Origin of the sequence: Devosia salina (genome assembly GCF_019504385.1) — a bacterium.
GTDB classification, from domain to species: Bacteria; Pseudomonadota; Alphaproteobacteria; order Rhizobiales; family Devosiaceae; genus Devosia; species Devosia salina.
The window spans coordinates 1,338,015-1,359,342 of record NZ_CP080590.1; the positions used below are offsets into that span (position 1 = coordinate 1,338,015).

Consider the following 21,328-nt stretch of genomic DNA (forward strand, 5'->3'; position numbering starts at 1 on the left):
CGGGACGGCCGGTCCCTGATTGGACTATTCTACCGACACTTTGGTCAGGCCGAAAAGCGTTCCCGTCGGCGAGGGTTCAAAGCCGGAAACGGTCTTGAGCTGGGCCGTGTAGCTATAGCCAGTGGAGAGCCACAGCCAGGGCGACAGCTCGGCCAGCCGGCTTTCGAAGGCCTGGAAGATTTCGACGCGCTTGGCCGGATCGGTTTCGGCCTGACCCTGCTTCATCAGGCTGTCCAGTTCGTCGTCCACGAAGTTGGAAACCTTGACCAGGTTACCTTCCTTGGTGAAGTAGCGGTTGTACATCGGATAGGGGTCCGGGCGGCCGCCATTCTGGGCCACGGCCATGTCGAAGTCACCGGCCAGCCAGGTGTCGACATAAACGTTGAGCTCCATCATCTCGATTTCGAGATTGACGCCGATCTCGGCCAGCTGGGCCTGGAGCACCTGCGCTTCGGACGCCGCGACAGGCGGCTCGCCGGTGGCCGCAATCACCTTGGCGGTGAAGCCGCCAACGCCCGACTCGGCCATCAGCTGCTTGGCCTTTTCGATGTCCTGCTCGTAGCAGAAGAGGTTGGACGGGTCCTGGGCAAAGGCCGGCATGGTCAGCGGGCCGGTCACCTTGCCCTCGCCGGCCAGGGCGGCATCGATGATCGCCTGGCGGTCGATGGCGCAGCTCATCGCCTGACGAACCTTGAGGTTGTCCATGGGCGCGCGCGACGGATTGAGCTGGAGCACATTGTAGGACAGGACGCCAACGCGGTTGAGCTCGAGATTGGGCTCCATCGGCACCAGAGTTGCCACCAGCGGATCGTTGAGCAGGGCGAAATCGGTCTGGCCGGCGCGGAGCGAGGCCAGGATCGCGGTTTCGTCCGGCAGCACGGAAATGGTGATCCCATCGATGGCGAGGTCGCCGCCGGCCCAGTCCTCATTGGCACTCAGCACTTCTCGGGCGTTGGGCTCCCAACTGTCGAGCTTGAAGGGGCCCGAGCCGACGGCCTCGGTGCCAACATTGCCCGCCTCGATCTCGGAGGCAGGGACGATTGCCGCGTTGATGGTTGCCATGGCGACCAGGATCGGCACGTCTGCGGTCGAAAGGTTGAACACCACCGTCGCATCGTCCGGAGTGTCGATGCTCTCGATCGAGAGGAAGTTCGAACGGGCGGCCGCGGCGGTCTCTTCATCGAGCAGGCGTTCGAAGGAAGCCTTCACGTCTGCCGAGGTGACCTGGGCGCCATTGGAGAACTTGGCATTCGGATCGAGCGAGAAGGTGAGGGTCTTGGCGTCCTCGGCAAATTCCCAGCTCGAGGCAATGGCGGGCACGACATTGAGCTCGGCGTCCAGGCGGACCAGCGGCTCATAGATCAATTCGAGCAGGCGCAGCGAGGAGAACGCGGTCTGCTTGTGCGGGTCGAGACCGGTAGCATCCTGCGACCAGGCCATGCGCAGTTCGGCCGCCTGCGCGGGCAGTGCGGTGCCGACAGCGGTCAGGGCGGTGGCCACGGCCAGCCCGGCAAGGAGTTTCTTGGAAAATTGCATCTTGGAATTCCCTCACTGTTGAGCCAGCCCCGATCTTTGAAGGCTGTGCCAAGGTCTTCGGTGCATCGTCTTTGCGCTCTCTCTCACGCGGGCGACACCAACCTCTATGACAAGCCTATGAAGTCCCACTGGAGGCTGTCAATAATTTTCATACTTGATCAGTGTTCTGAACTTTAGTTTCATTGGGCATGCGGAAGCGGTTCGGATAGGGTCGCGCCGATTTCGCGCCCGACCCCCGGGAGGCGGGCCGAAGGGAGAAGACCTTGGGGATACAATCGACCATCGAAGCCTCTGTGGACAAGTTCACCCCCGCAATGCAGCGGGTGGCTACGGTGATCCGTGACCAGCCCCGGATCGTGCTTGAGCAGACCATTTCCGAACTGGCCGACAGCTGCGGCACATCGGTTGCTTCGGTTGTCCGGTTCTGCCGGGTCCTCGGGCTTTCGGGCTATGCGCAACTGCGCATGTCGCTCGCCACGGAACTGGGCAAGGAAGCAGCCCAGTTCGGCAACGACCTGATACTCGGCGCCGAGATCGCGCAGTCCGACACCTTGCAGGAAATGGCCTCCAAAGTGGCTTCTCTGGAAATCCTGGCCATCGATGAAACCGTGTCCGGCCTCGACTATGGCGCGCTTGAGCGCGTGGTAGCGGCCGTCGATCAGGCCGAGCGCATCCTGCTCTTCGGCATTGGCGCCAGCCAGTTCGTCGCCCAGGACCTGCATCACAAGCTGTTCCGCATTGGTCGCAACGCCTTTCTGCTGGCCGATCCACACGAGGCCTGGACAGCGGCCTTGCTTTCGCCGGCTGGGACAGTTGCATTGGGCTTTTCGCATTCGGGCGCTACCGCCGACACTGTGCGATTTCTCGACATCGCGCGGCAGGCGGGCGCCCTCACGGTGGCACTGACCGGTTCGCCGGATTCGCCCCTGGCCCAGGCGGCCGACGAATGTCTGGTCAGCAGGGCCCGTGAAAGTCGGCTCCGCGCCGGCGCCATGGTTAGCCGCATTGCGCAACTGGCCATCGTCGATTGTCTTTTCCTCGGCGTCGCCAGCCAGCGCTATGAACAGACGGTCGATGCGCTTCGGCGCACCCGCGATGTGACGCATCCGAAATAGGGCTGCGGTCTGGGCTCAACTGCCCCAGAGCGCCGAAGCACCGGTGTCGAGAACACCGCCGCGATAGGCCAGGCCGCCCGGCCGGTCTTCGGCCAGGAGCAGCGGTCCATCGAGATCCACCCAGCGTGCCTTGGCTGCGAGCAGGCGCGCCGGCAGCATCGAAAGCGAGGTGCTGACCATGCAGCCCACCATGACCGCCAGTCCAAGCTCTTCGGCACGCCCGGCGACGGCCAGCGCCTCGGTCAGGCCGCCGGTCTTGTCGAGCTTGATATTGATGGCATCGTAGCGTCCCACGAGGTCTTCCAGCCCTTGCAGGGCATGGACGCTTTCATCGGCACAAATGGGCACCAGATGGTCGATATCGGCCAGCGCCGCATCGGCGCCGGCCGGCAGCGGTTGTTCCACCAGTTCCACCCCGCAATGCCGGCTGACCTCAAGCAGGACGCCCAGATCGTCGACATGCCAGCCTTCATTGGCATCGACGACAAGACGGGTGTTTGGCGCGGCCGCCCGTACCGCGCCCAGGCGTTCGGCGTCGCCCGGCGCCCCCAGCTTGATCTTGAGCAGGGGCAGGTGAGCCACCCTGGCTGCGGCCTCCGCCATCGCCGCGGGCGAGCCCAGGCTGATGGTGAAGGCGGTCTCGATCCGTTGCGGCAGGGTGATCCCGGCGAGTGCCGCGACCGAGGTTCCGGCCCGTTTTGCCTCAAGGTCCCACAAGGCACAGTCGAGGGCGTTGCGGGCTGCTCCCGGCGCCAGCGCACGTTGAAGCTCCTGCCGCGTCATCCCGCCAGCTATCGCCGGTGCCAACGCTTCGATCGCTGCCAGCGTCGTCTCCGGGGTTTCGCCATAGCGGGCATAGGGCGTGCATTCGCCCCGGCCAACATGGCCGTCCCGTTCGAGCGCAACGCTGACCACCACGGCCTTGGTCTTGCTGCCCCGGGCGATGGTGAATTGTCCCGCGATCGGAAAGGTCTCGATCGATGCGTGGAGCTGGGTGGTCATGATCAGGCCGGCATGGGACGGAAGAAGTGGTTCTCGCCCACCTGGCTGACCGCGGGCTGGGCCTTCGCGGCCTGCGCTCGGATTTCCTCGATCCGACCCAACTCGTCGGCGAAACGGATGTCGTCAAAGCGCCGATCGGGGTCGGGCACGGCGGACAGCAGCAGCCGCGTATAGGGGTGGCGCGGATCGTCAAGTACCCGATCGACCGCCCCCCATTCCACGATTTGCCCGGCATACATGACCATGATCTCGTCGGCGACATAGCGCGCCGTGGCAATGTCATGGGTGATGTAGAGCAGGGCCAGTCCCAGTTCGGACTTCATGTCGTTGAGCAGGTTCAGGATGCCCTGGCGCACCGAGACGTCAAGCATGGAGGTCGGCTCGTCGGCAACGATGACCTGCGGGTTCACCGCCAGTGCCCGTGCGATGGAGATGCGCTGCCGCTGTCCGCCCGAAAGTTCATGCGGAAACTTGTCCATGATGAGGTTCGGGCCGAGCTTGACGCGTTCGAGCAGTTCCACGATGGCCGCCCGTCGCTGCGCCGGGCTGAGGCCCTTCTGGTGCAGCCTGAGGGGGCGCTCGAGGTGATAGCGGATCGTATGCGTCGGATTGAGCGACGAAAACGGATCCTGGAACACCATTTGTACCGAGGAGCGATATGCCTTGAGGGCCTTGCTGTCTGCTTTCCCCAGCGGCGCGCCGTGAAACAGCAACCGTCCTTGATCGGGGGAATATTCGCGCATGATGAGCCGCGCGGCAGTGGTCTTGCCAGAGCCGGACTCCCCCACCAGGGCGAGCGTGCGGCCAGGATGGAGGGCAAAGCTTACCGAACGCGCAGCATAGACCGGCTTGTCAGCGCGACCGAAGACCTTCGAGACATCGTCAAGGGCGAGAATGGGGTTGCTCATGGTCTCGTTCATGGCATGGCCTCCACGCGCGTCTGCTCGCCATGGAGCTTGGGCATGGAAGCCCAGAGCCGCTTGGTATAGGCGTGCTGGGGTTGGCGATAGATGGTCTGGGCATCGTTGAGTTCGACCAGTTCTCCCTCCAGCATGATCCCGATACGATCACTGACCTGCACCATCAGGCCCAGATCGTGGGTGATGAACAGCACCGAGAACCCCAACTTCTTGCGCAGCACGTCGATGCGCTGCAGGATTTCGCGCTGCACCACCACATCCAGCGCGGTGGTGGGCTCGTCCATGATCAGCAGCTTGGGATTGAGTGCGAGGCAAATGGCGATGACGATGCGCTGCCGCATGCCACCCGAACACTGGTGCGGATAGGAATCGAGCCGTTCCGGCGCGATGTCGACCAGCTTGAGCAGTTCTGCGGCGCGCTCGCGCGCCTCGGCGCGGGTGATGCGACCATGCGCCTTGAGCACGTCATGGAACTGCGCCTCGATGGTCAGCACCGGATTGAGCGAGTTCATGGCGCTCTGGAACACCATGGCGACCTCGCGCCAGCGGAAGCGACGCAATTCCGCGTCATCCAGTTCCATGACGTCGCGGCCCCCGACCATTATCTGGCTGCCGGTTCGGATCAGGGCAGGGGGGCGGTGCAGGCGCGAAATGGCAAAGGCGATCGTCGACTTGCCGCAACCGGACTCCCCGGCCAGGCCGAAGAACTCGCCCGGCGCGATGTCGAAGCTGACATTCTTGACCGCGTGGAACTCGCCCTCGGCGCCAACATAGTCGATATTGAGATTGCGAACCGACAGGACGGGCTCGGTCATAGCTTGCCCTCCCCGAGGCGCACCATTCTGGTCCAGCGATTGAGCATGCCGCCGGTCCGCAGGCGCGGATTGGCAATCTCGTCGATGGCGAAATTGATGAGCGCAAGCCCGAGGCCAAGCAGGGCGAGGGCAAAGCAGGGGGCCAGTATGTCCCACCAGGCGCCGACGGACAGGGCCGCCGCGTTCTGCGCATTGTAGAGCATGATGCCCCAGGAAACCGTATTGGGGTCGCCCAGGCCAAGGAACTCCAGCGTCGCCTCGGTGATCACGGCAAAGATGACCGAGCCGATGAAATTGATGCCGACGATGGAGATCAGGTTCGGGAAGATCTCGAACAGCATGATGCGCCAGCTCGGTTCGCCCAGCATTTCGGCCGACTTGACGAAGTCGCGCTGGCGGATGGAGAGCGTTTCCGAGCGCGTCACGCGAACGCCCCAGGCCCAGGAGGTGAGACCCAGGATGATGGCGATCACCAGGGGGCTCGCCTGGCCAATGAAGGCGGCCAGAACCAGCAGCAGCGGCAGGTTGGGAACGACAAGCACCATATTGGTGAAGAAGTTGATGACTTCGTCGATCACGCCACCCTTGTAGCCGGCGATGATGCCAAGCACGGTGCCAATGAGGGTGATGAGGAGACCTGCCCCGAAACCGACCGCAAGCGACACGCGCGCGCCATGCACGAGGCGGGAGAAAACGTCGTGGCCAAGCCGCGTCGTGCCCATCCAGTAGTCCCAGCTCGGCGCCTGGTGCGGCCGGCCAACGCGCTTGACCGGACTGTATTCGGTCAGCCATGGCGCGAGAATGGCAACGAGCAGGATGATGGCCAGGATGACGAGGCCAGTCATGGCCTTCTTGTTGTGCAGGAGTTGAGAAAACAGCTTCATCGCGTCAGGCTTTCTTCAGACGCGGATCGAGCAGCACATAGCTCAGATCGACGACGAAATTGGAGACGAGCATGGCGCCCGTCATGATCAGCAGCTGGCCCTGGATGACGGGATAGTCGCGGGCGATGATGGCCTGGTAGAGCGTATTGCCGAGGCCGGGATAGTTGAACACCACCTCGGTCACCAGCGAGCCGCCCAGGATTGTGCCGATGGCAATGGCCAGGCTCGATACGGTGGGCAGCAGGGCATTGCGCGCCGCATACCAGATCATGACGGTATTGTCGCTGAGGCCCTTGGCGCGGGCCATGACGATATAGTCCTCGCCCAGGAGGTTGATCATGTTATTGCGCATGGTCACGGCGAACCCGCCCGAGAGCACGAAGACTAGGGTCAGCATCGGCAGGGTGCCGTGATAGATCACGCTGGAGATATATTCCCAGCTCCAGGCGGGATCGATCAGCGGGTCGGCGGCGTAGCCATTGGGGAACCAGCCCAGCGTATAGGCAAAGACAAACAGCATGATCAGCGACACCACGACGGCCGGCACCGAGCTGGAGAAGATGGCGGTGAGCGAAATGACCGAGTCGACGATCTTGCCACGGCGCCAGGCGGCGAAAACGCCGAGAAGGCTCCCGAGCGTGAAGCTGACAAGGGTGGCAATACCCATCAGGCCGACCGTCCAGATGAGGGCACGCCCGAGCAGTTCGGTGACCGGCAGCGGGAAATATTTGATCGAGCGGCCCAGATCGCCGGTGAACACGCTTTGCAGATAGGCGAAGTACTGCTGGTGCAGCGGCGCGTCGATGAAGCCGAAGGTCAGCTTGAGCGCGTTGAGGTTTTCCAGCGACAGTTCCGAGCCGGCGCTGGCGAACATGATCTGGATGGGGTCCCCCGGCATGAGCCGGGGCAGGAAGAAGTTGATGGTGGCGGCGACGAGAAAAGCCGCCAGGTAGAACGCCAGTCGCCGCAGCAAAAAGGCCATGGTGATGTGTTCCTTTCAGTGCATCGCGAAGGCCGAGACACCAATACCCCCACCCTTCATCCCTCCCCACAAGGGGGAGGGAGACGATGAGCATTGGCATCTCGGTCTTGCGCTTCCCTCCCCTTGATGGGGATGGACCGAGGGTGGTGGGAGCGGCCGAGCGGGTCGCTCCCTTCAGGAGTTACTCGGCGGCCACCGGGTCGAGGTCGAGCAGCTGCAGCAGGCGAGCCGGATTGGCATTGGAGACAACCGGCGAGTATTTCGGGTTGTCGGCATCGGCCCAACCGGTGAAGCGGCTGGTATTGTACTCGTAGAAGGACGGGCTGTTATAGACCGGGATGATCGGCATGTTTTCGGCCACGATCATCTGGGCCTTGTCCATGACAGCCTTGGCTTCCGCCGGATCCTTGATCTGCGTGTATTCGGCCAGCAGTGCGCTCAGCTCTTCATTTTCCCAATGCGGGGCGGTGAAGCGCGACTTGCCGAAATCGTTCGGGTTGAACGAGCGGATATAGGGGAAGTACGGGTTGGCCGCCGATGCCAGGGCATTGAGGGTCATCGAGTACTCGCCCGCGATCAGGCTCGAGGTCCAGACGGCAGCTTCTGGAGTCGCCATCTTCACGTTGAGACCCGCCTCGGTCAGGCTCTCCGATGCGATCTGCACCGCATCAATCCAGTCGGTCCAACCATTGGGAACCATGATCTCGATGGCAATCGGGGTGCCATCGGGATTGTCCCGGAACCCGTCGCCATCGGCGTCGACATAGCCGGCCTCGTCGAGCTGGGCCATGCCGGCCTCGAGGTCGAACGTGCCGTATTTGCCGAACTCGGCTTCGACCTCGGGATTGGCAAAGCTCTTGTAGAGCTCGCCCAGGGCGGCCGGATCGTCATTGACCAGCGGATAGCCATAGCCGGCGATATCCACAATCGTCTGGCGGTCGATCAGCATGGAGAGGGCACGACGGAAATTGACGTCGTTGAACGCCTTGCGGTTGTTCTCGTCCGGCGTGACCATGCTGACCTGGAAGGACACCAGGCTCGACGGGGTGAACCAGTACTTGTGGTGTTCCGGGTCCTTGGCGACGAAAGTGTTGTCGATGTCGGGGACGAAGCTCGTGGCCCAGTCCAGGGTGCCATCGGCCAGCGCGGCCAGCACCTGCGGGTTGTCGGCCAGCTGCGGCATGCGCAGGCAGTCGACCTTGAGATTGTCCGCGTCCCAATAGTGCGGGTTGCGGCACTGCTCATAGACCTGTGGGGTGAAGCGGGTGATTTCGGTCATCGGCCCCGAACCCACAGGATTCTCGTTGGCAAAGGTCACCGGGTCTTCGATGTCGGCCCAGATATGTTCCGGAACGATCGGCATGCCCACGATGGTGTTGGCGATCAGCGAGTTGGCTTCCTTGAGGTTGAACTTGACCGTGCGGTCGTCGACCTTCTCGACGCTGTCCAGAAGGGCGCCAACCGAGATGAAGTCCAGCGCCGGGAACTTGGCGATATAGTCATAGGTGAACACGACGTCGTCAGCGGTCAGGGCTTCGCCATCCGACCACTTGAGGCCGTCGCGCAGCACGAAGGTGATCGACTTGAGGTCGTCAGCCAGTTCGTAGCTCTCGGCCAGGCGGAAGTTCGGCTCATTGCCCTTGAGGCGATTGAACACAACCAGCGGCTCGTACATGAAATCGAGCGTGGTGTAGCGCGCCGAGGTCTGCCCGAACGGGTTGAAGTTGCGCACGAAAGTGGTGGTCTGTTCCGACGCGAGCGTCAGAACATTGCCGCTCGAGTCCTGGGCCTGGACGGGCGCTGCCGCCATCAGGGCCAGCACGGACGCGGCTGCAATCCATGAAATCTGTCGCATAATCAATTCTCTCCTTGTTATTAGCCAGGCCCTCAGGCGAAGCCATTCTCCCTGAAAATTCCCTCTACCTCGGCGTGCAGGGCGCGCACGTCGACGTGGTGCGATCCGAGCCGCTTCTGGGCTCGATCAATGCGGGCAAGGCTGTCCGTAGTCAGCGGCCGCGCCGCCTTGGCCGCCGCCTCGCTGGCGGCCAGATCGCCCTGGCTGTGCAGGGCGATGTCATAGCCGGCGTCGAGGCATGCCTTGACGCGCTCCGGCCATGTTCCCTTGAGTGCCTCCATGGTGAGGCAGTCGCTGATCAGCACGCCGTCAAAACCAAGGTCGCGGCGGATCATGTCGCAGACAGCGGAAGACACCGAAGCAGGATGTTCCGGGTCGATCTGCGAGAAGATGAGATGTGCCACCATGGCCCAGGGCGCATCATTGAGCGCAACGAAGGGCCTGAAATCACTCTGGGCCATGTCGGCAATGCTGGCATCGACGACCGGGCAGTCGAAATGCGGATCGACATTGACCCGACCATAGCCGGGTATGTGCTTGAAGATGGGCATCGAGCCCACTTCCAGCATCGCCTCGACCACGACGCGTCCAAGAGCCGTGACCAGTTCCGGATCGTCGCCAAAGGAGCGGTTGCCGATGACATTGTGCGTGCCGGGACGCGCCAGATCGACCACTGGCGTCGTGCCGCTGCCCAGACCCAGTTCACCCAGCATGGTGCCCATGGCCTGGGTCGAGAGGCGCAGCGCACGCTTGCCGGTTTCGAGGTCCTTGCGGGCCAGAGCGCCAAAATCACCAAGCGGGCGAAAGAGCGGCCAATTGCCATTGTCCAGGCGCTGCACGCGTCCGCCTTCTTGGTCAATATAGACCGGGGCGTCGTCGCGGCCGACCGCTTCCTTGAACTGCGCCACCAGGCGCTTGATCTGTTCGGGATTGTCGAGATTGCGCTTGAACAGGAACAGACCGAATGGATTGGCCTCACGAAAGTAGGCGATCTCGGAGGGCGAGAGCTCATGGCCCGGCATGCCGACAAATAGGGCGAGTGGCGTCGACGACATGTCCTAGTTTCCCTGCTGCTGCGGCTTGATGCGCAGCAGTCCCTGGTAGATGTCCTCCTTGTCGGAGGGGATGGGCAGCGCACCGGCGGCGTTGACATAGAAGTCCACCGGCCCAGCCGAACCGACGATGGCGTAGGCATAGCCATGGGCCTTCATGGCCACGAGCGTGTGATAGAACAGCGCCAGGCCAATGCCCTTGCCGCGCTGGTCTTCGGAGACCCCGGTGGGGCCGAAAAAACCGCGCGCCGTGGCGTCGTAGCAGGCAAAGCCCACCAACTGACCGTCGACAGTGGCAATGAGGCAGCCCGGCGGTTGATGCGCCATGGCTGCGGTCACTTCACTGACCCAGTACTCGGAAAAATGGGTGCGGACCCAATCCTTGATGATGTGTTGCTCGGGCGGCAGGGCCACGCGAATGGTGGCGGCGACCTTCTCAGCCCGTTCGCGCAACTCATCGACCTTGCGGCTATAGAGATTGACGAGGAGATCCATCAATGCGCCCGTTCAACCGGCCGCACGCGGCTGGTGTTGCGCGGCGGCGCGGCGCAGGAAACCGTCCGCCTGGCGCAGCGCAACCTCGCCTTGCGCAGCGTCCATTCCAGTCAGCGCCATGAGGATGGCGAGCTTCACATTGTTGCTGCTTGCAGCCAGGAAGCGCTCGGCGTCTTCCATCGAGCAATTGGTCACTTCGACAAGGATGCGAGTGGCTCGGGCTGCCAGTTTCTCATTGCTGACCGAGAGGTCCACCATCAGGTTTTCATAGGACTTGCCGATGCGGATCATGCTGGCCGTGGTCAGCATGTTGAGAACCAGTTTCTGTGCCGTGCCGGATTTCAGCCGCGTCGAGCCGGTCAGGGCTTCAGGACCAACCAGCGGCGAAATGGCGATGTCGGCCATGCGGGCAATGGCGGAATCAGGATTGCACGAGAGAGCGGCCGTGACGGCGCCGACGCTCTTGGCATAATCCAGGCCACCGATGACATAGGGGGTTCTGCCGCTGACCGCGATCCCAACAACCACGTCCTTGGCCGACACGCCGATTCTTTCCAAATCGCTTCGGCCTTCGTCGCGCGAATCCTCGGCGCCTTCGATGGGGTAGCGCAGGGCCCGGTCGCCACCAGCGATCAGGCCGACCACCATCCCCTCGGGAACACCAAAGGTGGGCGGACATTCCGAGGCATCGAGCACGCCCAGGCGGCCGCTGGTGCCGGCGCCCATATAGACAAGCCTGCCTCCAACCTTGAAGGCCTCCACAATGCAATCGACTGTCGCGGCTACTTCCGGCAGGACCTGACGCACCGCTTCGGCGACCTTGGCGTCTTCGGCATTCATCGCTGCCACGATCTCGCCCGACGACATCAGGTCGATCTGCAGCGTGTCAGGGTTGCGGGCTTCGGAAACGAGCTGTTCCAGCTCGGCCATCAGGGTGGTTTTTGCCATCGTGCCTATGCTCAATTTCTGCGCGATGCTAGAAGTGAATATTCCGGGTGTCAACGCAACAAGGAATATTGTATTCCATATTTGTGTGGCTCCGGTGGTTGGCGGCGCGTCTGCGGCCGGGGCGGGTATGAGAACCTTGTTGCAACACAGGGGTGTCGGCTCTAGTGCTCGAGTTCCGGGCAGGGCCGGGGCCGGCGTCACGGAAACTGCAATGTCGATTCTGAAAGTCCTCAGTGCCAAGCTCGACACCATGACTCAGGCGGATCGCCAGATCGCCCAGTTCATCATCGACCATCCCGAGCAGATGCTGACCCTGTCCTCTGCGGCCCTGGCCGAAGCGACCGGTCGCAGCCAGTCCAGTGTCGTCAAGTTCAGCCAGAAGCTCGGCTATGCGGGCTACCAGCAGCTCAAGCTGGCGGTGAACAAGGCCAAGGCCATTGAGTGGCACACGCCGGGCGGCGTCATCCATGGCACCATCGATGCCAGCGACAGCTATGTCACCATCCTGCAAAAGCTCATCGGGTCCAAGCTGCTCTCGATGCGCGAGACGCTGGCCGCCAACAATGAGCAAACCATTGATCTGGCGCTTGATTCCCTGGTCAAAGCGCGGAAAATCCAGCTTGCCGGCGTGGGCGCATCGTCTCTCGTGGCCAAGGATTTCTCCTATAAGCTCCTCAAGCTGGGGCGCATGGCGCTGATCGACAGCGACAGCCATATCCAGATTTCCAATGCCTCGGCGCTGAACGAGACCGATGTCCTCCTGGCCCTCTCGCACTCGGGCAGGAGCCTCGAGACGCTGCGCATCGCCGAGATTGCCAAGCAGCGGGGGGCAACGGTCATTTCGATGACGGGACTGCAGCCCAATCCGCTGCTCGACTTGGCCGATATCCACCTGTTTACCGTGGCCGATGAAGAGCGGGTGCGATCCTCGGCCATCACCTCGCGCGATGCGCAGCTGATGCTGATGGACATGCTGTTCATCCTGATGATCCGCCGCCAGGCCGATGCCCACGACTTCATCCACAATTCCGAAAGCGCGGTGACTGTCCTCAAGGCCCGATAACCGGGTGCCTCCTGGACCCCGCGGATGAACGGATCCTGAACGGCCTATCTGCGCGGTTTTTGGCCCATTGCTGACAATCGCAGCGTAATTGAATATTCTTGACACAAGAGTTTTGCGGAATTTAGTATTCCGTTCAGCATGGCCGGCAAGGGCATGGTGACGGGACCTGCGTGGGGCAGGTCGGGATGGAGAGAGCAATTGGCGCAGCTATCGCTTCGCGGCATCAAGAAGCGGTTCCGCGACACCGCCGTGTTGCACGGAATCGATCTGGAAATCGGTGACCGCGAGTTCGTGGTTTTCGTCGGCCCTTCGGGTTGCGGAAAATCCACCCTGCTGCGCCTGATCGCCGGTCTCGATCCGATCACGGACGGAGAATTCATCCTCAACGGCACGCGCATGAACGATGTCGCGCCATCCCGTCGCGGCATTGCCATGGTGTTCCAGTCCTACGCGCTCTATCCGCACATGGACGTGTATGAAAACATGGCCTTCGGTGCGCGGCTGATGGGGCTCGACAAGGCCGAGGTCGAAAAGCGCATCGCCGATGCGGCCCGCATGCTGCGGCTCGATCAATTGCTCAAGCGCCGGCCGCGCGAACTCTCCGGCGGTCAGCGCCAGCGCGTCGCTATCGGCCGGGCCCTGGTGCGCAAGCCCGACGTGTTCCTGCTCGACGAGCCGCTTTCCAACCTCGATGCGGCGCTGCGCTCGGAAGTGCGCCTGGAAATTGCGCGGCTGCATCGCGAGATCGGCGGCACGATGATCTATGTGACGCACGATCAGGTCGAGGCAATGACCCTGGCCGACAAGATCGTGGTGATGAACAATGGCCGCATCGAACAGGTGGGCGCGCCGCGCGAACTCTACGAGACGCCGGCCAACACCTTTGTTGCAACCTTCATCGGCTCGCCGCGCATGACGCTGGTCGACGTGACCCGCGACGGCGATCGCCTCGGCGTCGCCAATGGCGGATCTGTCGCCACCGGCCCCTTGCCCGCGGATCAGACGCTCAAGCTCGGATTGCGGCCCGATGCCGTTGAATTGGTGCGGGGGCAGGCCGACGGGCTGTCGGCCCAGATCGTCTACACCGAGTATCTGGGCGACAACGCCTATGTCTATGCACGCCTGGCCGATGGCACGCTGCTGTCGGCCCGGACCACACCCAATGACCTTTTCGCGCCCGACGAGGCCGTGACCGTGACGGTTGCGCCAGGGGCCGCGCACTACTTTTCCGCCGAGGATGGCCGGCGGCTGACGCCCTGAGGGGCGCCGGGACAAGACCTTCCAAGAGACTTTGCAAGGAGAGGGAACTCCATGAAGACCAATCTGATCCGTATCGGCGCTGCCCTTGGGGCCGTGCTCGTCGCCGCCCCGGCCTTGGCCCAGGACCTGACGTTCTGGAGCTGGCGCCAGGAAGACAAGGCTGCCTATGAGCAGTTCATCGACACCTTCGAGGCTGCCAATCCCGGCATCACCGTCAAGTTCGAGACCTTCGAAGCCACCAATTACAACACCATCCTCTCCACCGCCCTGGCCGGCGGCACTGGCCCGGATGTGATGATGGTGCGCGCCTATGGCGGGCTCGAAAACGTGGCGTCGGCCGGTTACCTTGAGCCGCTTTCGACCGAGACAGTCCCGGCGCTGGCCGATTTCTCCCAGGCCTCGCTGTCGGCGGAAAGCATGCGTTCGGACGGCAAGATCTACGCCGTGCCCTTCGCCAGCCAGACCCAGTTCGTCATCTACAACAAGGCCATTTTTGACGCCAACGGGCTCGAAGAACCCCAGACCTGGGCGGACCTGGAAGCCCTGAGCCAGAAGCTCAAGGACGCCGGCGTCATCCCCTTCGCCAATGGCACCGCCACCGCCTGGCAGAACGAAACGGTCACCTTCGGTCTCGGCTCCTCGCTGATGGGCGAAGACTTCTACAATGACCTCGTGGCCGGCAATGCCGATTTCACCGATGAGCGCTTCACCTCTGCTTTGGGCGCAGTCGCCGACATCGCGGCCAACTACTTCCCGGATGGGTTCATCGGCCTCGACTACCCCTCCGCCCAGCAGCTGTTCTCCTCGGGCATGGCCGGCATGTTCATCGGCGGTTCGTACGAACTGGCCAATTTCAAGAACCAGAACCCGGATATCGAGCTGGGCATGTTCGCGGCACCCGGCGAAACTGCCGATGATGCAAAGCTGGTGGCCGTCTATTTCGACGGTGGCTATGCGGTGAACGCCGCCACGCCGAACAAGGACGCGGCAATCACCTTCGTGAACTACCTTGCCAGCCAGGAATTCGGCCAGGCTTTCGCCAATACGCTCAACAACATCTCGACCATTCCGGGCGTCACGTTCGACAACCCGCTGCTGGCCGAAGTTGCCGAGCTCAACCAGTCCTCGATCCCATACCTGATGCTGGCGCATTTCCGTTATGGCGAGCCCTCCGGCTCGGTGCTGATCCAGGGCGAAATGCAGAAGCTGTTCTCCGGCGAGACCACTTCGGAGGCCATCGGCGAGGTTCTGACCACTGGCCTTGCGGCCTGGTACGAGCCCTTCCAGAACTAAGGCGGCCACTCCCTCCGCCTCCGGGGTGGAGCATCGGGTTCCTCCGGGCTCGCGGCTCCACCCCACCCTCTGACCTGGGGGTGACCCAAATGCCTTGTGCGTGTTGCCACCCCCACCCTTGATCCCTCCCCACAAGGGGGAGGGAGACGATGAACACCAAGGCTTCGGCCCTGCGCCTCCCTCCCCTTGATGGGAGGGATTGAGGGTGGGGTGAGGCCGGGGTCAACAGAGCCACAGCGAGCCCAAATGCCCAAACTTCGGATGACAGGACGTGGCCTCTGGATCACCGTCCTCATCGTGCCGCCACTGGCTTTCGTGGCGCTGTTCATCGTCTATCCGATCATTTCGGCCTTCGCCTATGCCTTCTTCGACTGGCAGGGCCTGAAGCGCGGTGCGTACGTGGGGCTGGAAAACTTCCACACCGTGCTGTTCGTCGAGCCCTATCGCAGCTGGACGCTCAACGCCTTCAAGAACAATATCATAGTCTTCTTCGCGCTCATGGTGCTGCAGAATGGCCTCGGCTTCATCCTGGCCTATGCGCTCTGGCGTGAATTGCCCGGCGCCCGGTTCCACCGCATCGCGGTCTTCCTGCCGGTCGTGTTGTCGACGATCATCGTCGCCTATCTCTTCAAGCTCTTCTATCACCCGCTGTTCGGCGTGGTGAACATCACCCTCAAGTCCATTGGCCTGGGATGGATGGCGCAGCCCTGGCTGGGGCAGAGCGGCACCGCACTCTGGAGCATCATCGTCGCCCAGGCCTGGCACATGGTGGGCTTCCCCACGCTGGTCTTCCTCGCCGGCATGCAGCGCATCCCCGGGGAAATCCTGGACGCGGTGCGCATGGAAACCGAAAGCGAGTGGGTGAAGATCTCCAAGATCGTCTGGCCGCTGGTTGCGCCCAGCGCCACCATCGTCTTCACGCTGCTGTTCGTGGGCGCCTTCAACTGGTTCGAGCTGCCCTACATCATGGGTGGGCTCGATGGCTCGCCCTTCGGGTCGACCGACGTGCTCGGGCTCTATTTCTATCGCACCGCCTTCGGCAACGTCTCCGCCGGCCAGCAGGATTTCGGGCTAGGCAGCGCCCTGGCCGTGCTGATTTTCCTCTTCATAGCCGTCATCGCCTCGGTCATCACCGTGCGGCTGCGCGCCCGGGAGATCCAGATATGAGTACCACCGCAGGCACCGCGACCTATTACGACCGCAAGGGGCTTCTCGGGACGCTGGGCCGGGATGGGCTGCTGCAGGTCATCCTGATCGCCAATACCATCATCATGCTGGCGCCGATCGTCATCATGATCTTCTCGGCCTTCAAGACCACGCCGCAGATCTTCCAGTCGCCCTTCGGCATTCCCGACTTCACCCAGGTCGGCAACTTCGCCAAGATCTGGACGCAGACCAATTTCCTGCGCTACCTGATCAACTCCTTCGTGGTCACCGGCGCTTCCATGGTGCTGATCCTGACCCTGGGCACCATGGCAGCCTACGCCATCGGGCGTTATGCCTTTACCGGCGCGAATTTCATCCTGATGTTCTTCGTGGCCGGGCTGACGCTGCCCCTCAAGCTCGCCATCATTCCGCTCTTCATGCTGATGCGCGACCTCTCCATCCTCAACAACCAGCTCTCGTTGATCTTCGTCTATACGGCCATGGGCCTGCCCACGACGATATTCATCATGACCGGTTTCATCCGCACCCTGCCCAATGAGCTGGAGGACGCGGCCCGGATGGATGGCGCCTCCGAGGCGCGGATCATGTGGTCGATCATGCTGCCGCTGGTGCGCCCGGCCATGGTCATCGCCGGCATCCAGAATGTGGTGCCCATCTGGAACGACTTCTTTTTCCCGCTGGTCTTCATCCAGAATGATGATCTCAAGACCCTGCCACAGGGCCTGACCACCTTCATGGGCGAATATACGACCGACTGGGGGGTGCTCTTCTCCGGGCTGACCCTGTCGGCCGCACCGATCATCCTCATCTATATCGTGCTCTCGCGCCAGTTTATCGCCGGCATGACCTCAGGCGCGGTGAAATGATGCTGCCCAGGGGCCTCGTCGTTTCCTGCCAGGCACGGGCAGACAACCCGCTGCATGGTCCGCACTTCATGGGCGCCATGGCGCTGGCGGCCCGCGATGGCGGCGCCGTTGCGATACGGGCCAATGGCCCGGACGACATCGCGGCAGTGCGCGCAGCGGGATTGCCGGTGATCGGCATCCACAAGGTGTTCTCCAGCGACTACCCGGTTTACATCACGCCCGATTTTGCGGCCGCCGAAGCCATTGTCGCCGCAGGGGCCGGGATCGTGGCGCTTGATTGCACGGAGCGCCCGCGCGACGGGGAACACCCTGGCGTGCTGGTCCGCCGTATCCGCGACGAGCTGGGGGCGGAAGTCTTCGCCGATGTCTCGACCTTCGAGGAAGGCCTCAAGGCCGCCGAATGGGGCGCCGACTATGTTGCCACGACCCTCTCCGGCTATACGGAGGCCACCCAGCCCAAGCCGGACGCGCCGGACCTGGCCCTGTTGGAAGCGCTGACGAACCGTCTCGAGGTTCCGGTCGTCGCCGAAGGGCGTTACAACACACCCGAACGGGTGGCCGAGGCCTTCGCACTGGGTGCCCATGCCGTCGTCGTGGGAACCATGATCACCAATCCGCGTGAAATCACCCGCATGTTTGTCCAAGAGGGCGTGCCCCGGTGAGACAAGTCCATCTCGGTCTCGATGTCGGCGGCACGGCCAGCCGGTGGGTCGCCTGTGACGCGGCGGGGCAGGTTGTGGCGCGCGGCAGCGTCGGCGGCGCCACCGCGCATGTGTTCAACCCGGCCGAGCGCCAGCGTCTCGGCACCGCGCTGGGCCAGGTGGCCGAGGCGGTCGCGGCTGCGGGACTGGAGCCGGTGGGACTGGTGGGCGGGCTGACCGGTTTCGGTGTCGCGGCGAGCAACGACATTCGCCTCCTGGCGAGTGAGGCGCTTGGACTGACGCAGGACCGAATACTGGTCATGGACGACATCATCCTCGCCTATGCGGCGCATTTTCGGCCGGGGCAGGGGCATCTGGTCTCCGCCGGCACCGGGTCCATCGGCGTGCATGTGGCGGCTGATGGAACGACGACCCGCGTCGGGGGCAGGGGCATCCTGATCGACGATGCGGGGTCGGGCAGCTGGATTGCCCTGCAGGCGCTTGACCGAATCTATCGTGTCCTGGACCGGACCGGGTCCTATGACGCTATCGAGGCCCTCGCGGAGGCGATCTTCGCGCTCGTGGGTGGCGCCGAGTGGCACGACGTCCGCCAATATGTCTATGCGGGCGACCGCGGCCGCATCGGTGCCCTGGCCGTGGGCGTCGCCAGGGCCGCCGAAGCGGGTGACGCGACCGCACTCGACATCCTGCGCCAGGCCGGAACGGAACTGGCCGGATTGGCAAAGGCGCTTGCGGCGAGGGTTGGCGAGCGGCCCGTTGCCTTTATCGGCGGAGTGCTGCAGCTGCATCCGGTGATCGGTGCGCAGATCAGGGCGCAACTGCCCGACATCGAGGTTTCGCAGCCGCCCATAGACAGCGCCCTCGCGGCAGCACGCCTGCAGATGGACGACGCCGGCGGCCAATGGCGCACAACGCTGGCGGCGCTGGGCTAGCCTTGCCACGATCCGAGGCAGGCCAGTCCGGCTGTCCCTCAATTGTTCGGCTTTGTGCACATGTGCCGCAAAAACGGGGTTGCACTCAGCACCCGGAATCTCTATCTGTCCGCACCAGTCGGGGCGTAGCGCAGCCTGGTAGCGCATTTGTCTGGGGGACAAAGGGTCGTCGGTTCAAATCCGGCCGCTCCGACCATTCACTCTAAGCCCTTCCGGGACCCTTTGGGTCCGTTGCCAAAGCTGGAGCAGACCATGCCGCTGCAAGTGCGCGACCTGGACAATGCCATACCGCTTTGGGCCGATCTGGCGGGGGCCGAGCCGTCGCTGATCAACCATTCCGAGAACCACACCTTCCTGCTCTCCGTGCCGGGCGGCGAGGCGTTTACGCTGCGCGTGCACCGGCCCGACTATCAGAGCGTGGCCAATATCGAGAGCGAACTGGCCTGGCTCGAGGCGCTGCACCGGCAGACCGAGCTGTCCATTCCCGAGCCGGTGGCCGGCCGTAACGGCAAGCTGCTGCAGCAGTTCCGCACCTCCACCGGCGAGGTGCGGCAGGCGGTGCTGTTTCACTTCATCGCCGGGCATGAACCGAGCCCGGACAGCAATCTGGTCGATCTGTTTTCCGTGCTCGGCGGCTATGCGGCCGGGCTGCACCGGCACGCCATCGCCTGGAAGCGGCCTCCGGGCTTCGAGCGCCAGGCCTGGACGGCGGCGAGCATTCTGGACGCCGGCGGGCTCTGGGGCGACTGGCGCGTCGCGCCCGGTGTCACGGCTGACATCCACCAGGTGCTGGACAGGGCGCAGCAGGACCTGCGGCGCCGCCTCGACGCCTATGGCACGGCGCCCGACCGCTACGGCCTCATTCACGCCGACATGCGCCTGGGCAATCTGCTGGTCGAGGGCGACCAGGTTTGCCTGATCGACTTCGACGATTGCGGCCTGTGCTGGTTCGGCTACGACTTTGCCGCGGCCATTTCCTTCCACGAAACGCACAAGGCCGTTCCCGCCCTCAAGGCGTCTTGGCTGGAGGCCTACCAGGCGATCCGCCCGCTTTCGGACGAAGATATCGAGGCGCTCGATTCCATGGTGATGCTGCGGCGCATGGCGCTGCTGGCCTGGATCGGCTCGCATGCCGAAACCAGCCTGGCGCAGACCCATATGCCCGGCTTCGCCGAAGGGACGGCTGCGCTCGCGGAGCGCTATCTGCGCGGTCCGATCTGGCCCTGACCTCGGCCGGGTGAGGGCGTCGGGGCGGGGGACCTTCGAACAGCGCCGAGATTGTAGATGTTCACGCCCCACACCATGCCGAACATCAGCCACAAATGCCGCCAGTGCTCGCCCTCATGCAGCGAGGTACACATGACCACGGCAATCATCGAGATCATCAATGCCACGACGATCTCATCGCGCGTCCGCCGGTAATTGCGGATCGAGACCACGACGCTCGAGATCACCAGAGTGATCCAGGTGATGCCGCCGCCCCAGCCATAATTGACGAAGGAACTGAGCCAGATGTTGTGGATCGGCTCGGGGAATATCTTTTCGAGCTGCAGCACGCCGACGCCGATGGGGTTGTTCATGATCATCGGCAAGACCAGCAGATAGCGCGCATAGCGCCCTTCCTCGCCCAGATCGTAGGACTTGGCGAAGGTCAGGCGGTCGAGCAGCTTGGCCATGAACTCGGCGGAGGTGAGGCTGGCGACCGCAAACATCACGATGCCGATGGCCACGGTCCCACCAATGATCATCACCAGGCGCCGCGGACGCCGCCGGTTCTGGAAGAAGAAGAAGCCGAACAGGCACACGGCCGAAGCGACCACCGCGATGCGGGAGAAGGACAGCAGCACGCCCAGCAGGATGATCGCCATGGCCCCCAGCAACACGAGTTTGCGGCTGCGCGGGCGGGCCAGCAGATAGGCGCAGAAGATCATGCCCGGGATCAGGAACGAGCCATACATGTTGGGGTCGTCGATGAGGCCCTTGGCGCGCCCGTCCCAGGTCAAAAGCTCGGTCTGCAGCAGGAAGCCGATCGTGCCCAGGATCGAGGCCACCACACACGAGGCGACGTAGAACCGCATGAAGGTTTCGAAATGCCGGCGCTGCCAGCTCATCGAGACGAAGGCACCGATCACCCCGATGGCAATGGCGAAGGTTTTCGCCAGGAGCTCGAAGGCCACGAACTCCTCGCCCAGATGCGGCACCGACGGCACCATGAAGAAGACGGCCCAGGAGCCGAGCAGCAGCGAGAGGATCAAGGCGCGCCGGGTCACCTCGAACTTGGGGAATAGCGTGAGGTGAAACAGCGTCAGCAGGAACGCCCCGATATAGAGCATATCGACAGGGGAGGGGCGGCTGAGCGTGTAGTTCATGGCCAGGACGGCGAGCAGGAACAGCATGTTGCGCGTCGAAAGGACGGCGAACCGCAACCCCATCAGGCTCACGCCCATGCCCTGCGCGCCAACCCCTGCCTGTCCACTCATG

The 21,328-nt window shown here is 63.3% G+C and carries 20 protein-coding genes and 1 tRNA gene; 10 read left to right on the forward strand and 11 right to left on the reverse strand.

Annotated elements, in window-relative coordinates:
• Window positions 1-24 precede the first annotated feature (24 nt).
• Complete coding sequence (locus K1X15_RS06360; RefSeq protein WP_220306658.1) at window positions 25-1,536, reverse strand: ABC transporter substrate-binding protein; 1,512 nt, start codon at window positions 1,534-1,536, stop codon at window positions 25-27.
• 263 nt (window positions 1,537-1,799) lie between these two features.
• On the opposite strand from K1X15_RS06360, the gene K1X15_RS06365 reads away from it, so the two are divergent.
• Window positions 1,800-2,651 (forward strand): MurR/RpiR family transcriptional regulator, encoded by an 852-nt coding sequence (locus K1X15_RS06365; RefSeq protein ID WP_220306659.1) that lies wholly within the window; start codon window positions 1,800-1,802, stop codon window positions 2,649-2,651.
• 15 nt (window positions 2,652-2,666) lie between these two features.
• Here the strand turns inward: K1X15_RS06365 and dgcA are convergent, their stop codons facing one another.
• From dgcA to murQ, 9 genes are all read right to left on the reverse strand, one after another.
• Complete coding sequence (dgcA, locus tag K1X15_RS06370; RefSeq protein WP_220306660.1) at window positions 2,667-3,653, reverse strand: N-acetyl-D-Glu racemase DgcA; 987 nt, start codon at window positions 3,651-3,653, stop codon at window positions 2,667-2,669.
• Window positions 3,654-3,655: 2 nt separating this feature from the next.
• Window positions 3,656-4,561 (reverse strand): ABC transporter ATP-binding protein, encoded by a 906-nt coding sequence (locus tag K1X15_RS06375; protein ID WP_220307456.1) that lies wholly within the window; start codon window positions 4,559-4,561, stop codon window positions 3,656-3,658.
• Window positions 4,562-4,569: 8 nt separating this feature from the next.
• Window positions 4,570-5,388 (reverse strand): ABC transporter ATP-binding protein, encoded by an 819-nt coding sequence (locus tag K1X15_RS06380; protein WP_220306661.1) that lies wholly within the window; start codon window positions 5,386-5,388, stop codon window positions 4,570-4,572.
• Window positions 5,385-6,272 carry an ABC transporter permease gene (locus tag K1X15_RS06385; protein ID WP_220306662.1) on the reverse strand — a complete coding sequence of 296 codons (888 nt, stop codon included), beginning with the start codon at window positions 6,270-6,272 and terminating at the stop codon, window positions 5,385-5,387. The genes K1X15_RS06380 and K1X15_RS06385 overlap by 4 nt, the downstream gene beginning before the upstream one ends.
• Window positions 6,273-6,276: 4 nt before the next feature.
• On the reverse strand, window positions 6,277-7,254 hold the full coding sequence (locus K1X15_RS06390; protein ID WP_220306663.1) for an ABC transporter permease: 978 nt from the start codon (window positions 7,252-7,254) through the stop codon (window positions 6,277-6,279).
• Between the two features lie 181 nt (window positions 7,255-7,435).
• Window positions 7,436-9,109 carry an ABC transporter substrate-binding protein gene (locus K1X15_RS06395; protein WP_220306664.1) on the reverse strand — a complete coding sequence of 558 codons (1,674 nt, stop codon included), beginning with the start codon at window positions 9,107-9,109 and terminating at the stop codon, window positions 7,436-7,438.
• A gap of 32 nt (window positions 9,110-9,141) precedes the next feature.
• Window positions 9,142-10,164 carry a glycoside hydrolase family 3 N-terminal domain-containing protein gene (locus tag K1X15_RS06400; protein WP_220306665.1) on the reverse strand — a complete coding sequence of 341 codons (1,023 nt, stop codon included), beginning with the start codon at window positions 10,162-10,164 and terminating at the stop codon, window positions 9,142-9,144.
• Window positions 10,165-10,167: 3 nt separating this feature from the next.
• Window positions 10,168-10,659, reverse strand: coding sequence for a GNAT family N-acetyltransferase (locus K1X15_RS06405; protein WP_220306666.1), 492 nt, complete (start codon window positions 10,657-10,659; stop codon window positions 10,168-10,170).
• Window positions 10,660-10,668: 9 nt separating this feature from the next.
• Complete coding sequence (murQ, locus tag K1X15_RS06410; RefSeq protein ID WP_220306667.1) at window positions 10,669-11,604, reverse strand: N-acetylmuramic acid 6-phosphate etherase; 936 nt, start codon at window positions 11,602-11,604, stop codon at window positions 10,669-10,671.
• 211 nt (window positions 11,605-11,815) lie between these two features.
• Between murQ and K1X15_RS06415 the strand changes: the two genes are divergently transcribed.
• The 9 genes from K1X15_RS06415 to K1X15_RS06455 all read left to right on the forward strand — a co-directional run bounded on the left by K1X15_RS06415 (window position 11,816) and on the right by K1X15_RS06455 (window position 20,074).
• Complete coding sequence (locus K1X15_RS06415; RefSeq protein ID WP_220306668.1) at window positions 11,816-12,667, forward strand: MurR/RpiR family transcriptional regulator; 852 nt, start codon at window positions 11,816-11,818, stop codon at window positions 12,665-12,667.
• A gap of 198 nt (window positions 12,668-12,865) precedes the next feature.
• Window positions 12,866-13,927 (forward strand): ABC transporter ATP-binding protein, encoded by a 1,062-nt coding sequence (locus K1X15_RS06420; protein ID WP_220306669.1) that lies wholly within the window; start codon window positions 12,866-12,868, stop codon window positions 13,925-13,927.
• Window positions 13,928-13,978: 51 nt separating this feature from the next.
• Window positions 13,979-15,220 carry an extracellular solute-binding protein gene (locus K1X15_RS06425; protein WP_220306670.1) on the forward strand — a complete coding sequence of 414 codons (1,242 nt, stop codon included), beginning with the start codon at window positions 13,979-13,981 and terminating at the stop codon, window positions 15,218-15,220.
• A 246-nt stretch (window positions 15,221-15,466) separates the two neighbouring features.
• The gene (locus K1X15_RS06430) at window positions 15,467-16,387 is read left to right on the forward strand and encodes a carbohydrate ABC transporter permease (protein ID WP_220306671.1); all 921 of its coding nucleotides are present in this window, start codon (window positions 15,467-15,469) and stop codon (window positions 16,385-16,387) included.
• Window positions 16,384-17,253 (forward strand): carbohydrate ABC transporter permease, encoded by an 870-nt coding sequence (locus K1X15_RS06435; protein ID WP_220306672.1) that lies wholly within the window; start codon window positions 16,384-16,386, stop codon window positions 17,251-17,253. The genes K1X15_RS06430 and K1X15_RS06435 overlap by 4 nt, the downstream gene beginning before the upstream one ends.
• The gene (locus K1X15_RS06440) at window positions 17,250-17,915 is read left to right on the forward strand and encodes an N-acetylmannosamine-6-phosphate 2-epimerase (RefSeq protein WP_220306673.1); all 666 of its coding nucleotides are present in this window, start codon (window positions 17,250-17,252) and stop codon (window positions 17,913-17,915) included. Before K1X15_RS06435 ends, K1X15_RS06440 begins: the two co-directional genes overlap by 4 nt.
• Complete coding sequence (locus K1X15_RS06445) at window positions 17,912-18,847, forward strand: N-acetylglucosamine kinase (RefSeq protein ID WP_220306674.1); 936 nt, start codon at window positions 17,912-17,914, stop codon at window positions 18,845-18,847. Before K1X15_RS06440 ends, K1X15_RS06445 begins: the two co-directional genes overlap by 4 nt.
• Before the next feature lie 119 nt (window positions 18,848-18,966).
• Window positions 18,967-19,043: transfer RNA gene (locus tag K1X15_RS06450), tRNA-Pro, on the forward strand.
• 56 nt (window positions 19,044-19,099) lie between these two features.
• Entirely contained in the window at window positions 19,100-20,074 is a 975-nt protein-coding gene (locus tag K1X15_RS06455) for a phosphotransferase enzyme family protein (RefSeq protein ID WP_220306675.1), read from the forward strand.
• Here the strand turns inward: K1X15_RS06455 and K1X15_RS06460 are convergent.
• Window positions 20,047-21,327: an O-antigen ligase family protein gene (locus tag K1X15_RS06460; protein ID WP_220306676.1), complete on the reverse strand. Its 1,281-nt coding sequence runs from the start codon at window positions 21,325-21,327 to the stop codon at window positions 20,047-20,049. The genes K1X15_RS06455 and K1X15_RS06460 overlap by 28 nt on opposite strands.
• Window position 21,328: the final 1 nt, after the last annotated feature.